This window comes from Bacteriovorax sp. As-1, from assembly GCF_058446905.1.
Window position 1 is genome coordinate 1,664,109 of sequence record NZ_CP184341.1, and the last position, 21,286, is coordinate 1,685,394.

Here is a 21,286-nt window from a genome sequence, read left to right on the forward strand (position 1 = left end):
GGATGGCATTTTTTAAGTCGAAAAAATTTATTATCGCACTGGTTGTGATTGCCGTATTGGTATTCACCAATATCGTTATTTCATCTCTCGGCCCGACAGAACAATTCAACGCCGAACTTTCATACAGATCAAATCTTGGAAAATGCCCAACTCGCCCAGCGGGAACGATGGCCCTTCAAGTAGTAAAAACATTTGAGCAGTCGCACTCACTTCGCGATGTGAAGATGAAGATCGTGAATGAAAAATGGAGCGATAAGTATTTCGTTTCTGATTACAAAATCCAATACGATCCATTCAGCAAAGTTTTAGATTTAAACTTCAACTGTCCTGAGCCTTTAATGAAAGTTCAGATTTACAGAAAAGACAGCGCTGAATCTTATGAAGCTATCCTTGTGGATAACGGGCAATTATATGACCCGACTTACGAGGCCCTGCTTCGCTCTGAAAAGAAGTTAACTCAAGATCTTCCTTACTTATCGATGCCGGTTGGAGAAATGGAAGACAAGGTCCAGGCAGATGTTACCGGCCTGGTAAAAGAAATGAGACCTGCCTTGAGATCAAAACTTTCGGAAGTCATCCTTAATGAAAATAAGGAGCTAACGATAATTCTTTCAATAAACGGGCATCCATCTAGTGTCTTTATGGGACTAGATGAGTGGAACGACAAGCTGGTAAAGCTGGATAAGATTGTGAATTATATGGAATTGAAGGAGAAAATCCCTGCCATTATCAATCTTACAAACAGCAAAAAAGTTGTTGTCAAGTTTAAGGATAAATTCTAGGATTTTTGTAGGACAGAATGACTCTGTCGTAAAATATCGCTTCTATATAGAGAAAGGATTCTCACTATGAACGACAAAAACATCATCGTAGGCCTCGATGTCGGAACAACGAAAGTTTGTACAATCGTTGGACTTCAACATCCAAATCAAGAATTAGAAATTATCGGTATTGGTACACACCCTTCTTACGGTTTAAAGAAAGGGTCGGTTGTTAATATTGATAAAACAGTACGCTCGATTCAAAACTCACTTGAAGAAGCGCGCCTGATGGCCGGAGTGAATATTGGAAGTGCGACGATCGGTATTGCCGGAAGCCACATCTACAGTTTCAACTCTTCTGGTGTTGTTGCTATTAAAGGAAAAGAAATCACTCAAGACGATGTTGACCGCGTTCTTGAAGCTGCTAAGGCGGTAGTGATTCCTTCAGACAGAGACATCCTTCACGTGATTCCTCAGGAATTCCGCGTAGACAATACAACAGGGATTAAAAACCCAATCGGTATGTGTGGTGTGAGACTAGAAGCTCATGTTCACATCGTTACTGGATCTATTCCTCTTATTCAAAACCTAGTGAAGTGTGTTGAGCAGACTGGTATTGATGCTGAACATATTACTCTTCAACCACTAGCTTCTTCAGAAGCAGTCCTTTCTTACGAAGAAAAAGAACTTGGTGTTGTTCTTATCGACATCGGTGGTGGAACGACAGACATTGCGGTTTGGAAAGACGGAAGCCTTATCCACTCTCAAATCATTCCAATCGGTGGAAACCATTTTACAAATGATTTGGCAGTAGCGCTTAAGATTCCTCACAATGAAGCAGAAAGAATTAAAATTAATCACGGAAGTGTTCTAGCTGAGCAGCTTAACCAATCAGCACATATCACAGTTCAAGGTATGTCTGGGACTAAGCCTCGCGAGGTTCAACTAAGTGTGATCGCAGAAGTTCTTGGCGCACGCGCTGAAGAGTTATTCGAAGTGATCCGCGCAATGATTGACGATAAAAAACTAAGTGAAGAAATCGCAGGTGGATTCGTTCTAACTGGTGGTGGTGCTCTTATTAAGGGTATGCCGGAGTTGGGAGAGTACATTCTTATGAGATCGTGCAAAATTGGTTTCCCAATTCCATTTGGTGGGATGACTAATATTATGCAAAACCCAAAATACTCTACAGTTCTTGGACTTCTTCTGGAAGCTGCTAAGAGAAAGCCTTACGTTCACGTTCAAGGCCAGGCATCAGCTAATAACCACAGAGTGACATTTAAAGAAAATGAAGCTCAAGGTTCTAATAGCGACCTGATTGGGAAATTAAGCGAGTCATTAAAATCAGTTTTCAAAGAAATTTTTTAAAGATTAAATTTATATAGGTCCCGTAGGAGGAATATATGTTCGAAATGACAGGTACAGATAACAGAATTAACGGTGCAAAGATTAAGGTTGTTGGAGTTGGTGGTGGTGGATGTAATGCCGTTAACACTATGATCCGCTCAGGTCTTTCGGGCGTTGAATATATTGTTGCTAACACTGATGCTCAAGCTCTTAGCATTTCACTTGCTGAAACAAAAATTCAGCTTGGTGGAACTGTAACTAAAGGTCTTGGAGCTGGAGCAAACCCAGAAATCGGGAAAAAATCTGCTCTAGAAGATTATGAAAAAATTTCTGAAGTCCTAAAAGGTGCAGATATGGTTTTCATCACTGCAGGTATGGGTGGTGGAACCGGAACTGGAGCTGCTCCAGTAATCGCAAAACTAGCAAAAGAGCTTGGTGCCCTTACTGTTGGTGTTGTGACAAAACCATTCGTATTCGAAGGGAAAAAGAGATTCAAGCAAGCTGAAGAAGGGATTAGAAACCTTGAAGAAAGCGTAGACTCTCTAATCACAATTCCTAACCAAAGACTTCTATACCTTGCTGGAGAAAACCTTTCTCTAGTAGATACATTCAAAAAAGCAGACGAAGTTCTTCTAAATGCTGTTCGCGGTATTTCTGATCTGATCAATAACACTGGTCACATCAATGCTGACTTCGCTGACGTTTCAACTGTAATGGCAAACAAAGGTCTTGCTCTTATGGGAACTGGGGTTGCTACTGGTGCTGGACGCGCGATTAAAGCTGCGACTGAAGCTATCAGCTCACCTCTTCTTGAAGACATCTCAATCAATGGTGCAACTGGTATCATCATCAACATCACAGGAAGTGACTCACTTTCTATGCATGAAACAAATGAAGCCGTTACACTTATTATGGAAGCAGCTGATGAAAATGCTGAAATCATTTTCGGAACTGTTATAGATAACAACGCTGGTGACGATATTAAAGTTACAGTTATTGCGACTGGACTTGGTGGACAAATCAGAGCTCACGCTGGAATGACTTCTTCTCAATCTCTAGGGTCATCTCAGGCAGCTCAATCAACAGCATCTTTTGTAACTCAAAACGTTCAAACATCTGCTCCGGTTTCTCAACCAGTAGCAGCTGCTGAACCACAATATGCAGCTCCTCAAAGAGAGTTCGTAGCTCCAAGAGAGTTTTCGGCTCCAGTAAGAGAGCAAGCTCCAGTTGCTCAACCAGTAGCTCCAGTTATGGAAGCTCCGGTTTCTCAACCAGCAGCGACTCCTTCATACTCATCTCAGTCATCAACAAGAGAAGAGTCTTCGTCTTACCAAACTGAAGATCGTTCAGACTTTGACCGCTTTATGAGTGACAGAGCTGCTTACCACAATTCATCAGCTCAGGAAGAAGAAGGTGGATTCTCAGCAAGAGCTGAGCAGCAACAAGCATCTTCTCAACAACAGCCACCATCGAGATTGATCCAATCAATCAGAGATGCAGCTAACCGTTACGAAAATACAGGTTCACGTCCTCAGTCTCCTGTAACTTCAGGATCTCAGGCTTCTGAATCAGGTGTTGGCGGAACAAATACAAGAGCTAAGTCAATTGCAGAAAAACTTGGATTCATTAACTTCGACGAAGATGAATTCGACACTCCTTCTTACCTAAGAAAAGAAGAGAAAACTGAGCAAAGACCATCTTCAAGAGATTTCAACAAGAACATCGATCTTTAATTAGAAAACGTTCAGGGCCAGAACTAGTGACTGGCCCTGAATCTCTCAATATCTTCCGACAATTGATCCGCATCTGATTCCAAAACATTCAACTGCACAAACGATTCGATAAAATCTTCTTCAATATTGATCTTGTAATGAGTAAGAACAAAACTTGGTGTTTGTTTGTCTTTCCATAGGTGGCGTTTAAAGTGATAAACAAAGAGTCCATCTTCTGGTGTGTGGGGAGTCGTTTTTACATCTGTAATCTGCTTCCACTTATTATTGGCAAACGTTTTAAAATGCTCTTTGCAAAAATACATATTCTCATGCTCAATCAGACACTTTTCACAAAAAACATCTTCGCAAATCAGGCATGAGCCAACAGAAGCAACATCAGGGTGATTTTCACAGAAGAATTTTTCACTGACGTGCTCTTCTGAAAGTTTTCTAAATTTAGTGAGAGGTGACTCAACTGTTGGAGTCAAAACAATGCGTTCAGGCTGTTGTGTTTGAGGTGTGGGAGCCTGTGCGTGAAGCGTTTTAGATAAAAGAAGTTTCACCACGACAAAAGCAATGATCCCGATTAAAAGCAGGATGATCAAAAGCAGGAACAAAATAATGGCAAAGAGATTCTCTTGTAAAAAATTGTTCATAGGATGTGAATAGTGGTTGTAGGTTTGTAGCCCAGAATTTGGTCAAAGTATCTTCTAACGGCCACTCTGAGTTCTTCGTTAGTCTTTTCTTCATCTTTAAAGTTAATCTGAATAAAGTAGTTTTCTAAAAAGCGCTTAAACTTTTCTTCATTGGCCGTCACCAGGGTTGGGAGACCTAAGAAATTAAAAGAGAACTTCTCTACTTTTGCCCTGGTTGAAGTGAGTTTCAGTGAAATAAAGACTGAGCCAGTTGTGGCGAGCTTGCGTCTTTCACTGATTTTTTCTCTCTCCAGGACAATTCCCTTTCCGTGGATAATGACCGGCTCGATTGTTTCTCCATCAAAGACACTGATTTTTAAGTCGTCGCTGACTAAGAGTTCATCGTTGTTTAAGAAGTAATGAGGAGTCGCTTTTGGGTAAGCTTCCTTGATGAAATCAATGTGCTCGCGGATGAAATAACTTTCTCCGTGAATCGGAACAATATCTGTCGGATCATATTTCTCATAAAGCATTTTCAGGTCTGTGCGTCCCGGGTGTCCGGAAACGTGGATTAATTTATCCTGAGGAGTGATTACATGACAGCCGACTTCTGAAAGTTTGTTAACCAGCAATGTAATCTTTTTTTCATTACCAGGAATGGCCTTTGAACTTAAGACAACTGTATCTTCCGGGCGAGGTTTATATTGAGAGTCTTCTCCAATTGAAAAGCGTCTGAACGTTCCGCGAAAATCTCCCTGGCATCCCGAGAGAAGAACAACAATATTTTCTTCATTAGGAGTCACGCTTTCAGTCATCTTAACGACTGATTGAAAATCGGGAATCATTCCTAATTCATTGGCGGTATTGAGATAACTAATCATTGAGCGCCCATGTGGAACCAGTTTACGTCCATGCTTTTTGGCCATGGAAATAAAAGTCATCAAGCGGTGAATGTTTGAAGAAAAACAAGTAATGAAAAGTCTTCCTTTTGTTTCAGCAAAGATTCCGTCGATAACAGGAATTAAATCTTGTTCAGAAGGTGTTTCTTTGGTTGAACTGGTAATGTTTGTACTGTCACAAAGAAGAACGCGCTTTTTTAGCATCTTTGAGTGCTTGATCAGTTTATCAAAATCAAAAGGGCGCTCGTAGATTGTTTTAAAATCAATCTTGAAGTCTGAAATAAAGAAGAAACCAATTTCTTCTTTGATATCTTTAATCAAAAGCCCCACTGTTTCTGGTATTGAGTGATTGACGTGAATCGGGTCAATAGTGAAGTCGTTAAACCCAAGTTGATCAAAGTGACGATATTCAGTAATCGGATGTGGGTGGCGATTAAACTCAAGCTTTTTTCTAATAAGCCCGGCCGTAAACGGAGAGGCCAGGACTTTAATCTTAGGAAACTTTTTTACAACATGGAGAACAGCTCCAATATGGTCTTCGTGTCCGTGAGTTATCACGAGGTGACTTGGTTCAGGAATATTGTCCAGGTTGGGGATAAGATAATCAATGTCGAAAAAATCTTCGTAGGGAAAGAGAATACCGGCATCAATAATAATGGTGTCTTGTTTACCTTGAATCAGAGTCATATTCGAACCGATTTGTCCGACTCCTCCGACTGGCTTTATTTTGATGCGAGGTTGTTTCATCTTTTTCCTTTGCTCTTTTTCTTTTCTACAACTTTAACTTCCTTAGCGTGGAAGAGTTGGTTAACTTTAGCTGCCAGAATACTTGCGGCGATGTCTGTTTCTTCACCAACGATGAAGTCAGCGTATTGTCTTTGAGGATCGAGGTACTTCTGATACATCGGTCTTACTGTTTCATAGTATTGAGTGATGACTGAATCCAGAGATCTTCCTCTTTCTTCAACGTCGCGGTGAAGGCGGCGGATGAATCTGATGTCAGCTTCAACATGCAGGAATGTGGTGATGTCACACATTTTGCGGATGTCTTCCTGATAGAGAGTAAAAATTCCTTCAAAGAGCACAACCTTAGTCGGCTTGATGATGCTTGAAGTTTTAAGTCGAGCATTCTTCTTAAAATCATAGTGAGGGCTTTTGACCGTTTTTCCTGCTTTCAGCATTTCCAGGTGCTCTTTTAAAAGATCCCAGTCAAAAGCATCAGGATGATCGAAATTCGGCCTTCCTGTAGACGTACTAAGCTCCTTAGGAAGCTTGGGAAGATAATATGAATCCATGTGCAGGACTGAAACTTCCTGATCGACGTTTTTAATGACCTTATCAGCAAAAGTTGTCTTTCCTGATCCCGATCCTCCACAAATAGAAATGATATGCACGAGAGCGCTCCTCAATTGGTTTTTTCTGTATAAAATGATAAATTAAAGGTGTTACAAAAGAAAGAAGGAAGAGGATTAATGAAGTTGATTCAAGCGCTAATTGTCGTATTCGTGACTGTGTTATTTCAAAGTGCAATGGGCGCAGAAAGAATTAACATCGCTATTTCGGCCAGCCCGAACAATCTGGCACCATTTTATTCAACTGATGCTAATTCACAGAACATTAACCGCCTGGTTCATGCCTCTTTAGTGGATTTCAATGAGAAAATGCAATTTATTTGTGTTGCCTGCGAAAAATACGAAGAAAAGATGAATGGGCCAAAACATGTCTTCACTTTCACTCTTCGCCCCGGACTGACATTTTCAGATAATACAGCCGTAACAGCTGAGGACGTAAAGAAGTCGTATGAATACTTTGCTAAAAATGAAAAGATCAAATCAACTTTTATGGGAGCTTACGAATCAATCGAAGCAGTAAATGTAAAAGATGAAAAAACAGTAGAGATTGTTTTTAAGAATTTCTCTCTGGAAAACCTTTCAAACCTTTCACTTCTAAAAATTGTTAAAATTAACGATTTAAATAAAGAAACGTTTGAACCATTAGATATCATCGGGTGCGGTGATTATGTTTTAAAAGATATTCAGCCTCTGGAAATTGTGGTTGAACCAAGAAATAAAGAAAAACCAGTCCTGGTTTTTAAAGTTGTAAAAGATGAAACAACTCTCGCTTTAAAACTCATCAATAAAGAAATCGATCTGACAGTGGCCAATATGTCTCCACGAAAAGTTTTCTGGCTTAAGTCTCAGCCGGGAATCAAGGTTTGGGAAATGGCGAGCGGGAATTTCCAGTTTATGGGGCTTAACCATAAGCGCGACTTGTTTAAGGATATCAGAGTGAGAAAGGCCTTTTCACTTCTTATTCCAAGAAAAGAAATTTTAGAGTACAAATTAAAAAACACAGCGGTTCTCTCAATTGGTATGTTCTCCCCTGCTTTTGGCGATATGTATGAGCCAGCAGATGTGGAAAGAAATGATATCAATTTAGCTCGACAGCTTTTAAAGGAAGCTGGTTGGAAGAAAAATAAAAATGGTATTCTGGAAAAAGATGGAAAGCTTTTAGAAGTTGACTGGAAAGTTAATAACAATAAAGCAAGTATCGAGATTGCAGAAGTTCTTCAGCATTACCTGGAAAAAGAAGGAATGATTGTGAATATCTCTATTCAGGAATGGGGAACATACATGAGTGCGTTTAAGGCCGGAAAGTTTGATATCGTTGTCGGACAATGGGTAGGGTTCACTGGGCCGGATATGCTGAAATTTGTTTTTCACTCCGGGAACACTCCCCCGAAGGGCGGGAATCGTGTCGGTTATAACAACCCACAAGTAGATGCAGTTTTAGACCAAGCGACGGTCGAAACTAACGCCCAAAAGCGCACGGCCCTTTACAAACAAGCACTAAAAATGATTAACGAAGACTACGCCAACATTAACCTGTGGCACTTGAATATTATCTGGATTGGAAGAAGTTGTTTATCCGACATTAAGCTGGAATCAACTGGAAGCTTCTACCCTTTAAAAACGCTTGAGAAAAACTGTGAAAAATAAAAAATTTAATTTCGTTCTCCTTGGATATAACCGCGCGACTATTGAGTCGGCGCCATCAATCAATGCTTATGCGCTCGAAGATTTTGATTGTGATGGCGTAGAAGAGTTTTCGCTAGAAGAAGCTCGCGTTGATGAAATCTTAGGCGAGCGCGCTTATTCGGGCGGAGATATCCCAGAGACGCTGATTGATGAAGTTCAAGAAGCGACGATTAATCAGGATAATGTGACTTACAAATATTTCTTTTACGAAGGTGATTTCGAGCAAAACGCCGCAGACTTCATTTCATTTATTAAAGAGAATTATCCGGAGCTTTCACTTTACTCCGCTCAAAGGGACTTTGAAGACTGGAACGCAGAGTGGAAGAAGTTTTATAATCCAATTCACGTTTCAGACAATATCGAAATCATCCCAGAATGGATGGCAGACACTCATGTAAAAAAAGCTCGCCATCAAGTTTATATCTATCCGGGTATGGGCTTTGGAACGGGAACACATGAGACGACTTTTCTTTGCATGGTGCTTTTTGACCAGGTAATGAATGATTTTAACAATAAGAGCACTTGTCTTGATTTTGGTTGTGGCTCAGGGATCCTGGGAATTGCAGCGATGAAAACAAAACAGATGCAAACTCATTTTGTAGATATTGATAGAAGTGCATTGGAAAACTGCACTCAAAATTTAGTACTAAACTTTGCCGGAGAGAATCTGCAAGGGACAGAGCTGGTTATTAGAGAGCGATACAATCCTAAAAAATACGATTTGGTTTTTGCCAATATTCTTGAGCACGTCCTCATCAGCGAAAAGCCGACGATTGATGCTTCCGTAAAGAGCGGAGGTTACCTGATTGTTTCAGGCATCCTGAATCATCAAGTTGAAACGATCGCAAACGCGTACTCACATATGGAGAAAGTATCAGTTGTTTCTAAAGGCGACTGGAGTGCCATTTTATTCAAGGATAAAGCTTGAGAGCTGTTTTTCATTCCTTTGATAATGTCTCAGACAATGAAACCATCGTAGTGACAGGCGATGCCGCTCATCACTTAAATGTTGTGCGCATTAGGGCCAATGAAGACCTTCTACTTTTAAACGGCAAAGGTTCAATTCTGACCTGCAAGGTTTTATCAGTAGCTAAAAATACGATTGAGATCAAAGTTCTTAAAAGCGAAACATTTATACCAAAACATCAATTGTCACTGGCCGTGGCCATGCCAAAAAAAGATGCTTTTGAAGATATTTTAAAAATGGCAGTCGAGTTAGGGATTAATGAGATCCACCCTCTTGTTTCAGAATACTCTCAGTATGAATATGCTCCAAGTGAGCGCGTGCAGAGAATTTTGGAAAGTGCTTTGATTCAATCTAACAATCCTTTTTTCCCAATCATTCATGAACAAAGAGAGTTGGGAGCTTTTTTAAAAGAACACCAGGAAACCATTGTCTTTTTTAATTCGCGTCCAAGAGAAGCCAAAAAAGAGCAGATGCAGGGCCCAAAAAAGACAATTCTCATTGGACCAGAAGGTGGATTTTCGCCTGAAGAAGTGTCGGCCATTGGTGCCTACAACAGTGTTCTTGAGATTCATTTGGCCACTCCAATTCTAAGAGCGCCAACAGCGGTCGCATCTTCGGTAGGTTATTTGCTCGCGACCCAAAACGGCCCTAAATAAGAATCAAAAAATCCATTGATGCTTTGTATTGTTTGTGGGATTCTAATTTTAGAAACACACAACTGATCAAGGTAGAATATGAATCAAGAATCTCATTCATTTTCGTCTTCAAAAGATGCAAAACAAATTCAAATTGACCTCGATGAATTCCAAATTAGTGAAGATTCATTTAAGCCGATGACTAAAGGTCTTGGTTTCCACCATGACGTCAAACGTCCATCGTTTAAACCTGCGCCAAAAGAAGTGAAGCCATTTGCTCCTACAAAAACGCCAATGTCTTCTCTAAGCTCAATGCCAAGTGTGTCTCAACCAAAAACAACAGTGGGAAGTCATCTTCCTTCTGGACTTGAAGCTTTCTACGGGACAACTAAACCTGCTCCGACAATGGAAGTTCCAAACCTATTTGAACAACCAATTAAAAAAGAAGAAGTGAAAGCTGAAAAAGCTGCATCAAAAAAGACAGCAGCACAAACCTCACAATTTTTTGCCTGGATTGTTGATGTGCTAGTGATCGCGAGCTTTGTGGCCCTAACTGGAGCCTTGTTAGTTTTTGCTTCAGGAATTGAATTTCACATGTACTCTCGCCTGATTTCAACTCAGGATCTAGCAGCCTTTGGTGCAGCCATCTTCTCTATTTATTACCTTTTGTATTTTACAATATTAGATTTAAGCTCAACTCCGGGGAAAACGATCTTTGGAATCAGATTGGTAAAAGCTGATGGATCTGAAGTGTCTGTAAAGCACACTTTCACTCGTGCACTTATCTCTCTGCTTTCTGGCGTGGCGCTGTTTCTGCCAATGCTTCTGGATTTCCAAGGGCGTTTATCAGATACAAAAGTGGTAAAATAAAATTATGGAACAGCTCTCACCTGCCACATTAAAATTCATTGAAGAAAACAAAGGTAAAAAAATTGTTTTTACCAATGGATGCTTCGACATTCTTCATTTAGGGCACGTAGAGTATCTCAACGAAGCTAAGGCCCAGGGAGATTTACTTATTGTGGCCATCAATTCTGATGAGAGCGTAAGAAAACTTAAAGGCCCGGATCGTCCGATCAACAATGAAAAAGACCGTGGTAGCATGCTTTTAAATCTTAAATCTGTTGATTGTGTTCAGATCTTCACAGAAGAGACACCGCTAGAGATCATCAAGCTTATTAAGCCTGATGTGTTGGTTAAAGGTGGAGACTGGAAACCAGATCAAATAGTAGGATCAGAATTTGTTCTTTCTCGTGGGGGCGAAGTTAAGAGCCTCATGTTTAAAAACGGATATTCTACGAGCAACCTCATCAAGGCCGTCCAAGGCAAGCATTAGTCTAGTAAAATCATCAAGTTAGACATTTGCTAACCTCATGAAATCACACAAAATTTTTTAATACCCGAGCAAATCAGTTTTATCAAGTAATGGAAATTATTGCCTTTTTTTTAAAAAAAGTACTTTAGTTCGTTTTTTTTTACTCCGATATTTACATCAAGCAAGCTGATGGGACAGCGAGCTTAAATTAACAAGGATTCATACAAGGTTGTTTGAATCTTAAATTTTAAGGAGGAAGGCATGATTCTAGGAGATTAGTATGGGATTAAGAATTAACACAAACACGCAATCATTAAGAGCACAGAGTTCACTAGCACAAGTTGAAGCAAAAAAAGCTGATACACTTGCAAAGTTGTCTTCTGGTTCAAGAATTAACAAAGCTGGTGACGATGCAGCAGGTTTAGCAATCTCGGAAAAGTTAAAAGCTAACATCCGTGGTTCTCAACAGGCTACAAGAAACGCTGGAGATGGTATCTCAATGATCCAGACAGCTGAAGGTGGATTAAACGAAGTATCTAACGTTCTAATCAGACTTAGAGAACTTTCTGTTCAAGCTGCTTCTGATACTGTTGGTGATACTGAAAGAAAGTTTGCAGACCTTGAATTTCAACATCTATCTCAAGAGGTAGAGAGAATTGCAAGCTCAACTCAGTTTAACGGGAAACAACTGTTAACTGGTGAAGGTGAAACAATGGAATTCCAGGTTGGTATTATGAACGACGCTAAAAACGATCGTCTTTCATATAAGCCACAAGAGTCAAGCGCGAGAATCGCTGACCTTGGAATTGAAGGACTAGGAGTACAGACTAAGGTTAATGCGCAAGAGAACCTTGAAAAGATCGATAGCGCAATTAACGCTGTTAACGGTAACCGCGCTTCTCTAGGTGCTTTACAAAACAGACTACAGTCTACTATTTCTAACCTTGAAACTAGAACTGAGAACCTAGCTGCTGCTAACTCTCGTATTAGAGATGCAGATATCGCAGCTGAGTCTGCTGAAATGGCAAAATCGAACATCCTTTCTGCCGCTTCAACTTCAGTTCTATCGCAAGCTAACAACTCTGGTTCAGCTGCACTAAAACTGATTGGCTAATTAGAAAAACATTCTTAAAACAAAGTAGGGCCCTCGAAAGAGGGCCTTTTTTATTTCTACCGGCCTATTAAGACCTCATTCAATCCTTCTTTTAAAGCATAAACAGTGCCAATTCGTTTTCTTTTATCATCTCTAACTCATTAATTAAAAAAAGAACTCTGATAATTCTTAGGATTAACCGAGCAAAGGACTTAAGTTTTTAACCGACTAATCCGATCTAGTTTTTGTCTGATAAAAAACATCAGATATTAACAAAAGAGGGCGGGGGCCCTCGAAAAAATGGAGAATATCATGGGTTTAAGAATTGCAACCAACATTGCCTCTCAGAACGTTCAAAAGAACTTGAAGGAAGTTTCAAACGCGGGGAACTCGGCGCTTGAAAAACTTTCATCTGGTAAAAGAATTACAAAGGCATCTGACGATGCTGCGGGATTAGCGATCTCGACTAACTTGGAAGCTCAGACTAAAGGTCTAAGACAAGCGACAAGAAACGCTAACGACGGTATCTCACTTGTTCAGACTGCTGAAGGGGGATTAAACGAAACGACTAACATTCTTACTCGTCTTCGTGAGTTAACAATCCAAGCCTCTTCAGACACTGTAGGAGAGCAAGAAAGAGGATTCCTTGATAAAGAATACCAACAGCTAACAAAAGAAATTGACCGTATCTCTGAGTCTACAGTGTTCAACGGAACACAACTTCTAAACGGTGAAGGAAAAGGCTCAATGGATTTCCAGGTTGGTGCTTTTGCCGGTGAACAAAATAGAATTACATTTGATTCTGGAGAGTCTGATTCATCAGCATCTTCAATCGGTGTAGCAGGAACTTCGATCTCTGAAAAAGATGGTGCTCTTGATGCGATTTCAAACATCGATAAAGCGATTGAGAAAGTATCAGGACAAAGAGCTAACCTTGGATCTATCCAGTCAAGACTACAGTCTACTGTGAAGAACCTAGAAGTTCAGACAATTAACCAAGATAGTGCTCGCTCAGTTATTCAGGATGTGGATGTTGCTGAAGCTACTGCAAACCTTGCTTCTAACCAAGTTGTTAAGAACGCTGCGGTTTCAACTCTAGCTCAGGCAAACGGTATCCCGAACTCTGCTCTTAGATTGATTGGGTAAGCTTGACTAAGAAGAGCGCTCCTCCTGTGGGTTGTTACACAGTCTGAGTCGATGCGCTCTCTTTCTCAAAAAAAGCTAACTCACTCTGAATAGAGTAACTAGTGAAGTAAGTAGAATTTGAATTTAAGTAGTCTCCATAGGACATAATGATTACGCAATGGTTGTTATGTTCTAATACTTAAGCCCAACCCTCCCGCTTCCCCGCAAATATAGGCGGGAGGGTTTTTTTGGGCTTGATTTTTAGCATTGCGAGTACTTGATTAGAGCATTTTTATCAAATTATTTTCTTATCTAACCCATCAATTTTTCAGCCAATATTCATTTTATTTTATCCGATCAAAGCAATTTGCTTAAGTATTTGCCCGAACGTTTCGATAGGTTGTTTGACTGACAAAAGCAGTCAATAACAAAAAAGAGGGTGGGGACCTTCTTTAAAACAGGAGACTATCATGGGTTTAAGAATTGCTACAAACATTGCATCTCAAAACGTTCAAAAGAACTTAAAGGAAGTATCTAACGCTGGTAACGGCCAGTTAGAAAAACTTTCTTCAGGTAAGAGAATCACAAAAGCATCTGACGATGCTGCCGGACTTGCGATCGCGACTAACTTAGAAGCTCAGACTAAAGGTCTAAGACAAGCTTCAAGAAACGCGAACGACGGTGTGTCATTAGTTCAAACTGCAGAAGGGGGACTAAACGAAACATCAAACATCCTTATCCGTCTTCGCGAGCTAACGATCCAAGCTGCTTCAGATACAGTTGGTGATCAGGAAAGAGGATTCCTTGATAAAGAATATCAACAGCTTTCAAAAGAAATTGACCGTATTTCTGAATCAACAGTGTTCAACGGAACACAACTTCTAAACGGTAAAGGTAAAGGCTCGATGGATTTCCAGGTTGGAGCATTTGCTGGTGAACAAAACAGAATTACTTTCGATTCAAGTGAATCTGATTCTTCAGCTTCATCAATTGGAATCGCAAGCACAAATATTGCAAATAAAGATGATGCTTTAAGTTCAATCGGATCAATCGATAAAGCGATTGAAAAAGTATCGGGACAAAGAGCTAACCTTGGATCGATTCAGTCAAGACTTCAATCGACTATCAAGAACCTTGAAGTTCAGACAATCAACCAGGACTCTGCAAGATCAGTTATCCAGGACGTAGACGTAGCAGAAGCAACAGCTGCACTTTCTTCGAACCAGGTAGTAAAGAACGCAGCGGTGTCTACACTAGCGCAAGCTAACGGGATTCCAAACTCTGCACTAAGACTGATTGGTTAATTAAAAAATAAATTCCGGGAGAGCGATCTCCCGGTTTGATAAAAATGAGAATCTTCTGTTAAATCCCCAAACCTCTCCTGTGAGGGAGAGGTTTTTAGGAACTAACAGAATAAAAAGAGAGCTTTTATGAAAGAGCAAAAAAGAGGAAAAGATTTTGACCGAATGATTGTAGAAGCAGTCCAGGGGAATTTTTCTTTTTTTGCGTGGCAATCTCTCGGCGGAGTTGTAGAAAAATGCGAACTCAAGGTGAAAGCCTTTAGAAAAGACTACAACGAAATTGAATTAGAAGTGAAAGCAGAGCAGGTTGAAATACTTGCTAAAGTTATTTCCGGTGACCGCATGATGAACATTTATGTACCGGAGCTCTCTGTTTCTTTCTCTACAGAATTAAAAAGTGTCTCTGGTGGAAAAGTCGTTAAACTTTATCCTCCAAAAGATTATTCGTTTTACGAAAGAAGAAAGCACGAAAGGCTTCAGCCGACAAAAACGTGTTATGTGAATTTCGAACTCAATAAACTTCCTATTAAGAAATCCATCTTCGATATCAGCATTGGTGGATTTGCCATTATCCTTCCCAAAACAGATAAGGTTGTTGTCACTCGTGGAAGAGAGTTTCCACTAATGACTCTGGACGTATTTGGCAGAAAACTAAAAGTTAAGGCCGAATGTGTAAATGCAATAACAATTGATCGTTTTAAGCTGGATACACTTCCTTACGGCGGTTACAAAATCGCTTTCCGTTTTATGGAAATGACCAAAGAAGACAAAGAATACCTGGTAGAATTCATTACTCACCAGTCTTTGCTTCAGGCCCATGTTAAAAAAGCTAACTAGTGCCAATTTACAGAAGTCGTAAAACATTCGATAATGGCTTATGAAATTTTCTGCCATATCAGATGTTCACATTAAAAGGGCCGGAGACCAGGCCGAAGATCTGCTTTTGACATTTTTAAGAAATCCTGACGTTCAATCGAGCGATGTTGTCTTTTTGTTAGGTGATATTTTTGACCTGATGATTGGGCCACTTACGCAGTACTTTGTTCGTTACCAGGCCTACTTTGATGAAATTAAAAAGCTGATGAAAAATGGGACGCATATCTGTTACGTAGAAGGAAATCACGACTTTCATATTAAACTTCTTTATAGAAAGTTTTTTATGGTCCACGCAGACCTCGACCCTGCCCTTTTTTCTATGGCCCCATTCTTTGAATTTATGAATGGCGGGAAAAAGATTTACCTCGCCCACGGGGATGATATCGAGCTTAATAATCCAAGCTATAAACTCTTTAAGGCCGTAGTAACATCACCTCCTCTGCGCTACTACGCTAATTATCTAATGCCGCATTTTTTAATCAAAGGAATCGGTGAGTACTCGGCCGAAAAATCACGTAAGAGAAACAATAAGCGCTACTCAACTGAAGCAGACCTTGCTCCGGTTAAAGATAATTTTAGATTGTCAGTGGAAGTCTTTCACAAGAAGCGTACTTTTGATGTAATTGTTTTAGGCCATAGTCATGTAAAAGATCATTATGTTTCACCGTCTGGATTTGAATACATCAATAACGGCTACGCTCAACATACAAAAACCTATATCTCCATCGAAGATGGAGATATAAGCTTTAAATCAATTTTTTAAACTTCAGGATTCATGGCGCGAATGAAACCCTCTCTTTGAGCGCCCATTGCAAGTTCGATAATCGAGACAGTTCTTGGTTGGTCTTCGATCACTTTTGTTGTCTTAGAGACATTGATGATTTGAGTAGCGAAACTAGCGATCTGAGGAAGGTGAGTGATCGCCAGGACCTGAGAGTATTCAGCTACTGATTGAAGTGATTTTCCGATTGAGATAGCCGTTTCACCGCCGATACCAGTATCGATTTCATCAAAAAGGAACACAGAAATTGTATCGTTGCTTGAAAGAATTTGTCTTACAGCTAGAAGAATTCTTGAAAGCTCTCCACCTGAGGCGATTTCTTTAACTTTAAAGAATCCTTCTCCCGGGTTTGTTTCAGCGATAAAGTCAATTTTAGAGAACCCTTTAGCGCCTAGAGCTTCATTCTTATTAACGTTGATTTTTAAAGTAGCTCCATTCATTTTCAGGTCGCGAACTTTATTTGTGAGTTCTTGAGAAAGAGCTTCAGCCCTCGCCTTTCTGATATTGTGAAGTTCTTCAGCAAAAGTCTGGCAACGGTTTTCAAGGTCACTGATCTTCTTTGAGATCAGGGCGATCTTGTCATCAACCTGGAAGAATGAATCAAGTTCAGCACGGAATTCCGCAAAGGCCTTAATCATTTCTTCAGTCGATCCACCGAACTTTCTCTTTAGTTTTTGGTAAGTATCAAGACGATCCATGATCTCTTCGATGTTTTCATCCTCAGGAGTCGCGTTTAGGTCTTTAGACAGGTCGTATGAAACGTCTTCTAAAAGCGCCTTCACTTCGTAAAGTTTCGCAGTGATTTCTTCTGAAACGACCCCACCACTCTTATCCGCTTTACTTAAACAAGTTTTTAAAAGGTCTAGTAAGTTGATCTCGTCTTCAGAAATGGCACTTGCTAGAGACCCAAGAACTTGTTGTCTCTTTTCTACGTTTAAGATCAGGTCTTTTTTCTTAAGCAGCTCAGCTTCATCTTCAAGGCTTGGAGTTAGTCTCTCTAGTTCTTCAAGCTGGAAGCGAACGTAATCTTCTCTTTGCGCTCTAAGATTCTTTTCCTGGATCAGGTCATTGAAGTCTTTTCTAAACGCACTTAATTGCGAGAATAGGTTCTGGTAATCTTTAATGTCGCCTTCAAGGCCCGCGTATGAGTCAAGTAGAACCAGTTGATAGTCTTCACTTAGAAGTTTCTGGTTTTCAAATTGCCCTACAAGGTCTACAAAACGTTTTGCAAATGAGCTTAATAGGGACGCTGAACAAGACTGGAAGTTAAGATATGACTTAGAGCTTTCATTTGCGAAAATGATTCTTTTAACCACGATTTCGTTTCCATCAAATGGGTGACCGATATCGTGGAAGTATGTTTTAATTGTCTGATCGTTTGTCGAAAACACCGCTTCAATCGTGGCAAACTCAGCATTCTTTCTGATGAGTTTTTTATCAGCGCGAGCGCCGAAGATAATCTGAAGAGCATCCAGGATTAAACTTTTTCCTGAACCAGTCTCACCTACGATGGCGTTGAATTTAATATCAAACTGGATTTCTTGATTTTCAAAAGTAGCGAAGTTCTGCAAGTTTAATGATTTCAAATAAAGTGTTTCATTTGTTTTCATTTAGTATCCCTCATTCCGTGTGTGAATTTCTCTTTGAGCGTTCTAAAGTATGTGCGGTCGGTATTTTTAATCAGGCGGACATTCAGCGATTTCTTCTTGGTCACGCGGACTGTTTCCTGAGAACTGATGACAAAGGCCTGCTGGCCATCAAGTGTGAGTTTTATCATTTCATCTGGCTTAGCAGCTTTGATCGTGACACTTGTGTTATCAGGGATAACAAGCGGTCTGTGAGTTAAGCTGTGGGCGCAGATTGGAGTCATGGTAATAGCATTAACTTTAGGGTTAATGATCGGCCCACCTGCTGCCAGAGAGTAAGCCGTTGAACCAATCGGAGAGCTGATAATTAAACCATCTCCAGAAAGGTTATAAATATGCTCTCCTTCTGATTCAACAGAAAGAGTGAGCATCCTTGAGATCTGATTGTTGTTAATAACCAGGTCATTCAAAAAGTTTCCTTTGAAAATCACTTTGCCCTTTTTAAACACTTCAACTTGATACAGTGAAAGTGTCGTGAGCTTATAGTTTCCACGAAGGGTTTCTTCAAGCTGGTCAAAGAACTCAACTTTAGAAAATTCAGTAATGAAACCAAGGTGACCCATGTTCACTCCGAAAATCGGAGGAGAAGATTTTTTTACATTTCTGCTGACACCAATAAGAGTCCCGTCACCACCCATCGTGATGATCAGGTCAGTATTGTCGTGCAGGTTTTTTTCTTCAACGAAGTTTAGGTTTTTAAGATCGCCTTTAAAAAGTTTTGTCAGTCGGTCTTTTTCTTTTGAAAGAAAGAAGACGGTTTTCTTTCTTCTGTGTAGCCACGAAGCCAGGTTGGGAAGAATACTTTCAAATTCTGAAGTGACCTTTGGTTTTAGTACGATAGTGATATTTTTAACTTGGGCCACCAGTGCCTCCCGAAGACATGAAAATATTGAGGGCCTCATCAATGTTCTCAAATGGCTTCGATAAAAGCATGCACCCGTACTGAGTGGCTTTCTCAATAACGTGTGGAGAACTGTAGGCAGTAATGATAATAAAAAGTTTGCTAATTTCAGACATTGTGTAGCGACCCTTAGCCTCTTCGATGACGTCGAAGCCAGAGATGTCTTGAAGCATAAGATCACAGATGATTCTGTCGAATTGCTGGTTAAGAATCAGTCCGATCGCGTCGCGACCGCGGCTTTCCACAGTAACTTCAGCACCACGTTTTTCTAAAAGCTTTTTCAGCGATTTTTGAATCAGTGGCTCATCTTCGATGAGTAGAATTCTCTTCAAGATATAACTCCTTGGGCTAACCAGGTAAGTTTATCGAGAAAGTTGCACCTAATAAAGGGGAATTGTTTTTAAATTCGATTTTAGTTCCTAGCTGGTGGGCCAGGTTTTGGCAGATAGAAAGCCCAAGTCCGGTTCCGGAATCTTTGGTAGTAAAAAACGGCTGAAAAATCGTCGAAATGTGTTCGGCCTTGACACCTGGCCCATCGTCAATCACAGAAATCTCAAGGTTTCCTTCGCTCTTAACCAGTTTGATGGTGATATTATTTTTGCGATAGTCACTGTTGTGTTCTTTAATCGCTTGGGCCGCATTGATAATCAGGTTAAAGATGATTTGCGTCAGAATCGTCGGGTTGGTGATGATCTCAAGGTTTTGCTCAAAACCAATACATTGAATTGATTTAGCAATTTCTTTGGTTTCACTTTTTGTCAGCGTAATAACTTCTTCCATAAAACGATACAGGTTCACTTTTTTAAATTCCTGTTGATCGTTGTAAAGGTTGGAGAAGTTTTTAATAATGGTCTGTGAACGGTTCGCATTTTGCGAGATTTCATTCAAGACACTCTCTGTCTCCGGGTTAGTGGCTTCACTTTCTAAAATAGAACTTGTGAGATTGAGACCAAAAAGCGGATTGGAAAGTTCATGTTGAAGCGTGTTGAGTAGCTCTCCTAAAAGAGAAACGCGCTGAGAGTGATAGAGCTCGGTAGAGATCTGGTCTTTACTAATATTTGAAAGCTCCATACTCATGGGCTCTTCGCCTTCAATCGGGAAGATCATCAGGTTAGAATTTTCATAAGCTGTTTCATCTGTTTTGTTGGTAAAAACAGTATGGTTATTTTTTTTGACAGCGATCTTTTCAGGGAAGTTTTCTAATGATTTCCTTAGGACTTCTTTTTTTAAATCATTTTTTTCTTTATCCAGAATCTTTAGAAGAAGCGGGTGTAAAAAGGCCGAGAGCGCCTGGAATTCATCTTGTTCCTCCATGCTTGGAGGAAGAAAAGAGTTGCGGGAAATGAGGTAAATAACAGAGTAGTTTTTTAAATCAATTTCGCGCGCCAGGAAGTTTCCAACAACGGATAAGTCATCTTTTAAACTCAATGATTGATTAAAGATTTTGTTTTTACTTTTTTTAACCAGGTTAAATAGCGAGTTAAAATTCTGAACGGCAATCAGCTTGGTTTCCTGATTTTCTCCGTGATAAGCGTAATAGTTTTGTCCTACAGGTTTTCCTTTCTCATGAACGAGCACGTGGCAGGATTCAAAAGAAGACAGCGATGGAAGGCGCAGGATTTCTGCCGGAAGTTCTTTAACTTCACCGATAGAAAAAAGCAGCTTTCTCAACTCTTCTTTATGTAAGTATTTTCTTTCTAAGTCGTGGGCCTTGCCAGACTTAATAGAGTTCAGCACCTTTTTTTCAAAGCTGCTGCGGGTGAAGCGGATAGGTTTTGATTTGAATTCAAGAGAATTAAGCTCGAGGTTACCCGAGCTTAGTAATTTTTTAATTTCTTTAATTCTGGTAAAACTTTGATCTTCCACTGAGTAAGGTTATCGACCAGTTCATACTCTAGCAAGTCACAAAGCATGATCGTGTCATTTTTTTCTTTCGCCTGAAGAAGGGCCTTCATTACTGAAAGAAGGTGGATTTCAAGTTTTTGGATGCTCTCATCTTTGAAATTCATTTGCTCAAGGTCTGTTCTTAAGACGTGGTATACGCGTGAGACCAGTTGGATATAAAGATCCATAAGATCGATGACTTCAACAAATGACTGGTGAGCCGTGTCGACTTCACCTGAGTTGTATTGAGTAATAAGTTTTTGAATTTGAGCGGTAATGTAGTCTACGTATCCAAAACATGAATCAATTGATTCAAAGGCAAGATCCAGCGATGTTTGTTTCGTTTCTTTGTTTAAAGACGTCATAAGCT

The 21,286-nt window shown here is 40.0% G+C and carries 21 protein-coding genes; 13 read left to right on the top strand and 8 right to left on the bottom strand.

The features are described from left to right. Positions 1-2: 2 nt before the first annotated feature. The 3 genes from ACN20O_RS08485 (at position 3) to ftsZ (ending at position 3,841) form a co-directional block, all read left to right on the top strand. Entirely contained in the window at positions 3-782 is a 780-nt protein-coding gene (locus ACN20O_RS08485; RefSeq protein ID WP_491638995.1) for a cell division protein FtsQ/DivIB, read from the top strand. A gap of 66 nt (positions 783-848) precedes the next feature. Then, positions 849-2,129, top strand: a complete 1,281-nt coding sequence (ftsA, locus tag ACN20O_RS08490; protein ID WP_102241884.1) for a cell division protein FtsA — start codon at positions 849-851, stop codon at positions 2,127-2,129. 35 nt (positions 2,130-2,164) lie between these two features. Next, the gene (gene ftsZ / locus ACN20O_RS08495) at positions 2,165-3,841 is read left to right on the top strand and encodes a cell division protein FtsZ (RefSeq protein ID WP_491638997.1); all 1,677 of its coding nucleotides are present in this window, start codon (positions 2,165-2,167) and stop codon (positions 3,839-3,841) included. Between the two features lie 23 nt (positions 3,842-3,864). Here ftsZ and ACN20O_RS08500 read toward each other — a convergent pair whose 3' ends face one another. From ACN20O_RS08500 to udk, 3 genes are read right to left on the bottom strand one after another with little or no spacing between them, the layout of a single operon-like run. Then, a complete protein-coding gene (locus ACN20O_RS08500) occupies positions 3,865-4,476 on the bottom strand; it encodes a hypothetical protein (protein WP_491638999.1) in 612 nt (203 codons plus the stop codon). Further along, positions 4,473-6,101, bottom strand: a complete 1,629-nt coding sequence (locus tag ACN20O_RS08505) for a ribonuclease J (protein ID WP_491639001.1) — start codon at positions 6,099-6,101, stop codon at positions 4,473-4,475. Before ACN20O_RS08505 ends, ACN20O_RS08500 begins: the two co-directional genes overlap by 4 nt. Continuing rightward, positions 6,098-6,748, bottom strand: coding sequence for a uridine kinase (gene udk, locus ACN20O_RS08510; protein ID WP_491639003.1), 651 nt, complete (start codon positions 6,746-6,748; stop codon positions 6,098-6,100). Before udk ends, ACN20O_RS08505 begins: the two co-directional genes overlap by 4 nt. Positions 6,749-6,826: 78 nt before the next feature. Here udk and ACN20O_RS08515 point away from each other — a divergent pair, with 78 nt between their 5' ends. The 10 genes from ACN20O_RS08515 to ACN20O_RS08560 all read left to right on the top strand — a co-directional run bounded on the left by ACN20O_RS08515 (position 6,827) and on the right by ACN20O_RS08560 (position 16,467). After that, positions 6,827-8,353, top strand: a complete 1,527-nt coding sequence (locus ACN20O_RS08515; RefSeq protein ID WP_491639005.1) for an ABC transporter substrate-binding protein — start codon at positions 6,827-6,829, stop codon at positions 8,351-8,353. Further along, on the top strand, positions 8,343-9,320 hold the full coding sequence (locus tag ACN20O_RS08520) for a 50S ribosomal protein L11 methyltransferase (protein ID WP_491639007.1): 978 nt from the start codon (positions 8,343-8,345) through the stop codon (positions 9,318-9,320). Before ACN20O_RS08515 ends, ACN20O_RS08520 begins: the two co-directional genes overlap by 11 nt. Next, a complete protein-coding gene (locus ACN20O_RS08525; RefSeq protein ID WP_491639009.1) occupies positions 9,317-10,015 on the top strand; it encodes a 16S rRNA (uracil(1498)-N(3))-methyltransferase in 699 nt (232 codons plus the stop codon). The genes ACN20O_RS08520 and ACN20O_RS08525 overlap by 4 nt, the downstream gene beginning before the upstream one ends. Before the next feature lie 78 nt (positions 10,016-10,093). Next, positions 10,094-10,864, top strand: coding sequence for an RDD family protein (locus tag ACN20O_RS08530; protein ID WP_491639011.1), 771 nt, complete (start codon positions 10,094-10,096; stop codon positions 10,862-10,864). Between the two features lie 4 nt (positions 10,865-10,868). After that, positions 10,869-11,330, top strand: coding sequence for a D-glycero-beta-D-manno-heptose 1-phosphate adenylyltransferase (gene rfaE2 / locus ACN20O_RS08535; protein WP_491639013.1), 462 nt, complete (start codon positions 10,869-10,871; stop codon positions 11,328-11,330). 259 nt (positions 11,331-11,589) lie between these two features. Further along, positions 11,590-12,423, top strand: coding sequence for a flagellin N-terminal helical domain-containing protein (locus tag ACN20O_RS08540; protein WP_491639015.1), 834 nt, complete (start codon positions 11,590-11,592; stop codon positions 12,421-12,423). A 291-nt stretch (positions 12,424-12,714) separates the two neighbouring features. Beyond that, positions 12,715-13,548 (top strand): flagellin N-terminal helical domain-containing protein, encoded by an 834-nt coding sequence (locus tag ACN20O_RS08545; protein ID WP_491639017.1) that lies wholly within the window; start codon positions 12,715-12,717, stop codon positions 13,546-13,548. Between the two features lie 449 nt (positions 13,549-13,997). After that, positions 13,998-14,831 (top strand): flagellin N-terminal helical domain-containing protein, encoded by an 834-nt coding sequence (locus tag ACN20O_RS08550; RefSeq protein WP_491639019.1) that lies wholly within the window; start codon positions 13,998-14,000, stop codon positions 14,829-14,831. A gap of 126 nt (positions 14,832-14,957) precedes the next feature. Continuing rightward, complete coding sequence (locus ACN20O_RS08555) at positions 14,958-15,665, top strand: PilZ domain-containing protein (RefSeq protein ID WP_491639021.1); 708 nt, start codon at positions 14,958-14,960, stop codon at positions 15,663-15,665. Positions 15,666-15,705: 40 nt separating this feature from the next. Then, positions 15,706-16,467 carry a UDP-2,3-diacylglucosamine diphosphatase gene (locus tag ACN20O_RS08560; protein ID WP_491639023.1) on the top strand — a complete coding sequence of 254 codons (762 nt, stop codon included), beginning with the start codon at positions 15,706-15,708 and terminating at the stop codon, positions 16,465-16,467. Here ACN20O_RS08560 and ACN20O_RS08565 read toward each other — a convergent pair. The 5 genes from ACN20O_RS08565 to ACN20O_RS08585 are packed head-to-tail and all read right to left on the bottom strand — an operon-like array spanning position 16,464 to position 21,281. Then, on the bottom strand, positions 16,464-18,095 hold the full coding sequence (locus ACN20O_RS08565) for a DNA repair protein RecN (RefSeq protein WP_491639025.1): 1,632 nt from the start codon (positions 18,093-18,095) through the stop codon (positions 16,464-16,466). The two genes, ACN20O_RS08560 and ACN20O_RS08565, sit on opposite strands and share 4 nt — an antisense overlap. Next, on the bottom strand, positions 18,092-18,994 hold the full coding sequence (locus ACN20O_RS08570; RefSeq protein ID WP_491639027.1) for an NAD(+)/NADH kinase: 903 nt from the start codon (positions 18,992-18,994) through the stop codon (positions 18,092-18,094). Before ACN20O_RS08570 ends, ACN20O_RS08565 begins: the two co-directional genes overlap by 4 nt. After that, positions 18,981-19,364 carry a response regulator gene (locus ACN20O_RS08575; RefSeq protein WP_158649506.1) on the bottom strand — a complete coding sequence of 128 codons (384 nt, stop codon included), beginning with the start codon at positions 19,362-19,364 and terminating at the stop codon, positions 18,981-18,983. Before ACN20O_RS08575 ends, ACN20O_RS08570 begins: the two co-directional genes overlap by 14 nt. A 16-nt stretch (positions 19,365-19,380) precedes the next feature. Next, positions 19,381-20,898 (bottom strand): sensor histidine kinase, encoded by a 1,518-nt coding sequence (locus tag ACN20O_RS08580; protein ID WP_491639029.1) that lies wholly within the window; start codon positions 20,896-20,898, stop codon positions 19,381-19,383. Next, positions 20,850-21,281: a DUF8042 domain-containing protein gene (locus tag ACN20O_RS08585; RefSeq protein ID WP_491639031.1), complete on the bottom strand. Its 432-nt coding sequence runs from the start codon at positions 21,279-21,281 to the stop codon at positions 20,850-20,852. The genes ACN20O_RS08580 and ACN20O_RS08585 overlap by 49 nt, the downstream gene beginning before the upstream one ends. Between the last annotated feature and the right edge of the window lie 5 nt (positions 21,282-21,286).

Excerpts from the sequence above, each read along its gene's own strand:
- ACN20O_RS08485 (WP_491638995.1), top strand. The coding sequence starts at position 3 with ATGGCATTTTTTAAGTCGAAAAAATTTATTATCGCACTGGTTGTGATT.
- ftsA (WP_102241884.1), top strand. The coding sequence starts at position 849 with ATGAACGACAAAAACATCATCGTAGGCCTCGATGTCGGAACAACGAAA.
- ftsZ (WP_491638997.1), top strand. The coding sequence starts at position 2,165 with ATGTTCGAAATGACAGGTACAGATAACAGAATTAACGGTGCAAAGATT.
- ACN20O_RS08500 (WP_491638999.1), bottom strand. The coding sequence starts at position 4,476 with ATGAACAATTTTTTACAAGAGAATCTCTTTGCCATTATTTTGTTCCTG.
- ACN20O_RS08505 (WP_491639001.1), bottom strand. The coding sequence starts at position 6,101 with ATGAAACAACCTCGCATCAAAATAAAGCCAGTCGGAGGAGTCGGACAA.
- ACN20O_RS08515 (WP_491639005.1), top strand. The coding sequence starts at position 6,827 with ATGAAGTTGATTCAAGCGCTAATTGTCGTATTCGTGACTGTGTTATTT.
- ACN20O_RS08530 (WP_491639011.1), top strand. The coding sequence starts at position 10,094 with ATGAATCAAGAATCTCATTCATTTTCGTCTTCAAAAGATGCAAAACAA.
- rfaE2 (WP_491639013.1), top strand. The coding sequence starts at position 10,869 with ATGGAACAGCTCTCACCTGCCACATTAAAATTCATTGAAGAAAACAAA.
- ACN20O_RS08540 (WP_491639015.1), top strand. The coding sequence starts at position 11,590 with ATGGGATTAAGAATTAACACAAACACGCAATCATTAAGAGCACAGAGT.
- ACN20O_RS08545 (WP_491639017.1), top strand. The coding sequence starts at position 12,715 with ATGGGTTTAAGAATTGCAACCAACATTGCCTCTCAGAACGTTCAAAAG.
- ACN20O_RS08550 (WP_491639019.1), top strand. The coding sequence starts at position 13,998 with ATGGGTTTAAGAATTGCTACAAACATTGCATCTCAAAACGTTCAAAAG.
- ACN20O_RS08555 (WP_491639021.1), top strand. The coding sequence starts at position 14,958 with ATGAAAGAGCAAAAAAGAGGAAAAGATTTTGACCGAATGATTGTAGAA.
- ACN20O_RS08560 (WP_491639023.1), top strand. The coding sequence starts at position 15,706 with ATGAAATTTTCTGCCATATCAGATGTTCACATTAAAAGGGCCGGAGAC.
- ACN20O_RS08565 (WP_491639025.1), bottom strand. The coding sequence starts at position 18,095 with ATGAAAACAAATGAAACACTTTATTTGAAATCATTAAACTTGCAGAAC.
- ACN20O_RS08585 (WP_491639031.1), bottom strand. The coding sequence starts at position 21,281 with ATGACGTCTTTAAACAAAGAAACGAAACAAACATCGCTGGATCTTGCC.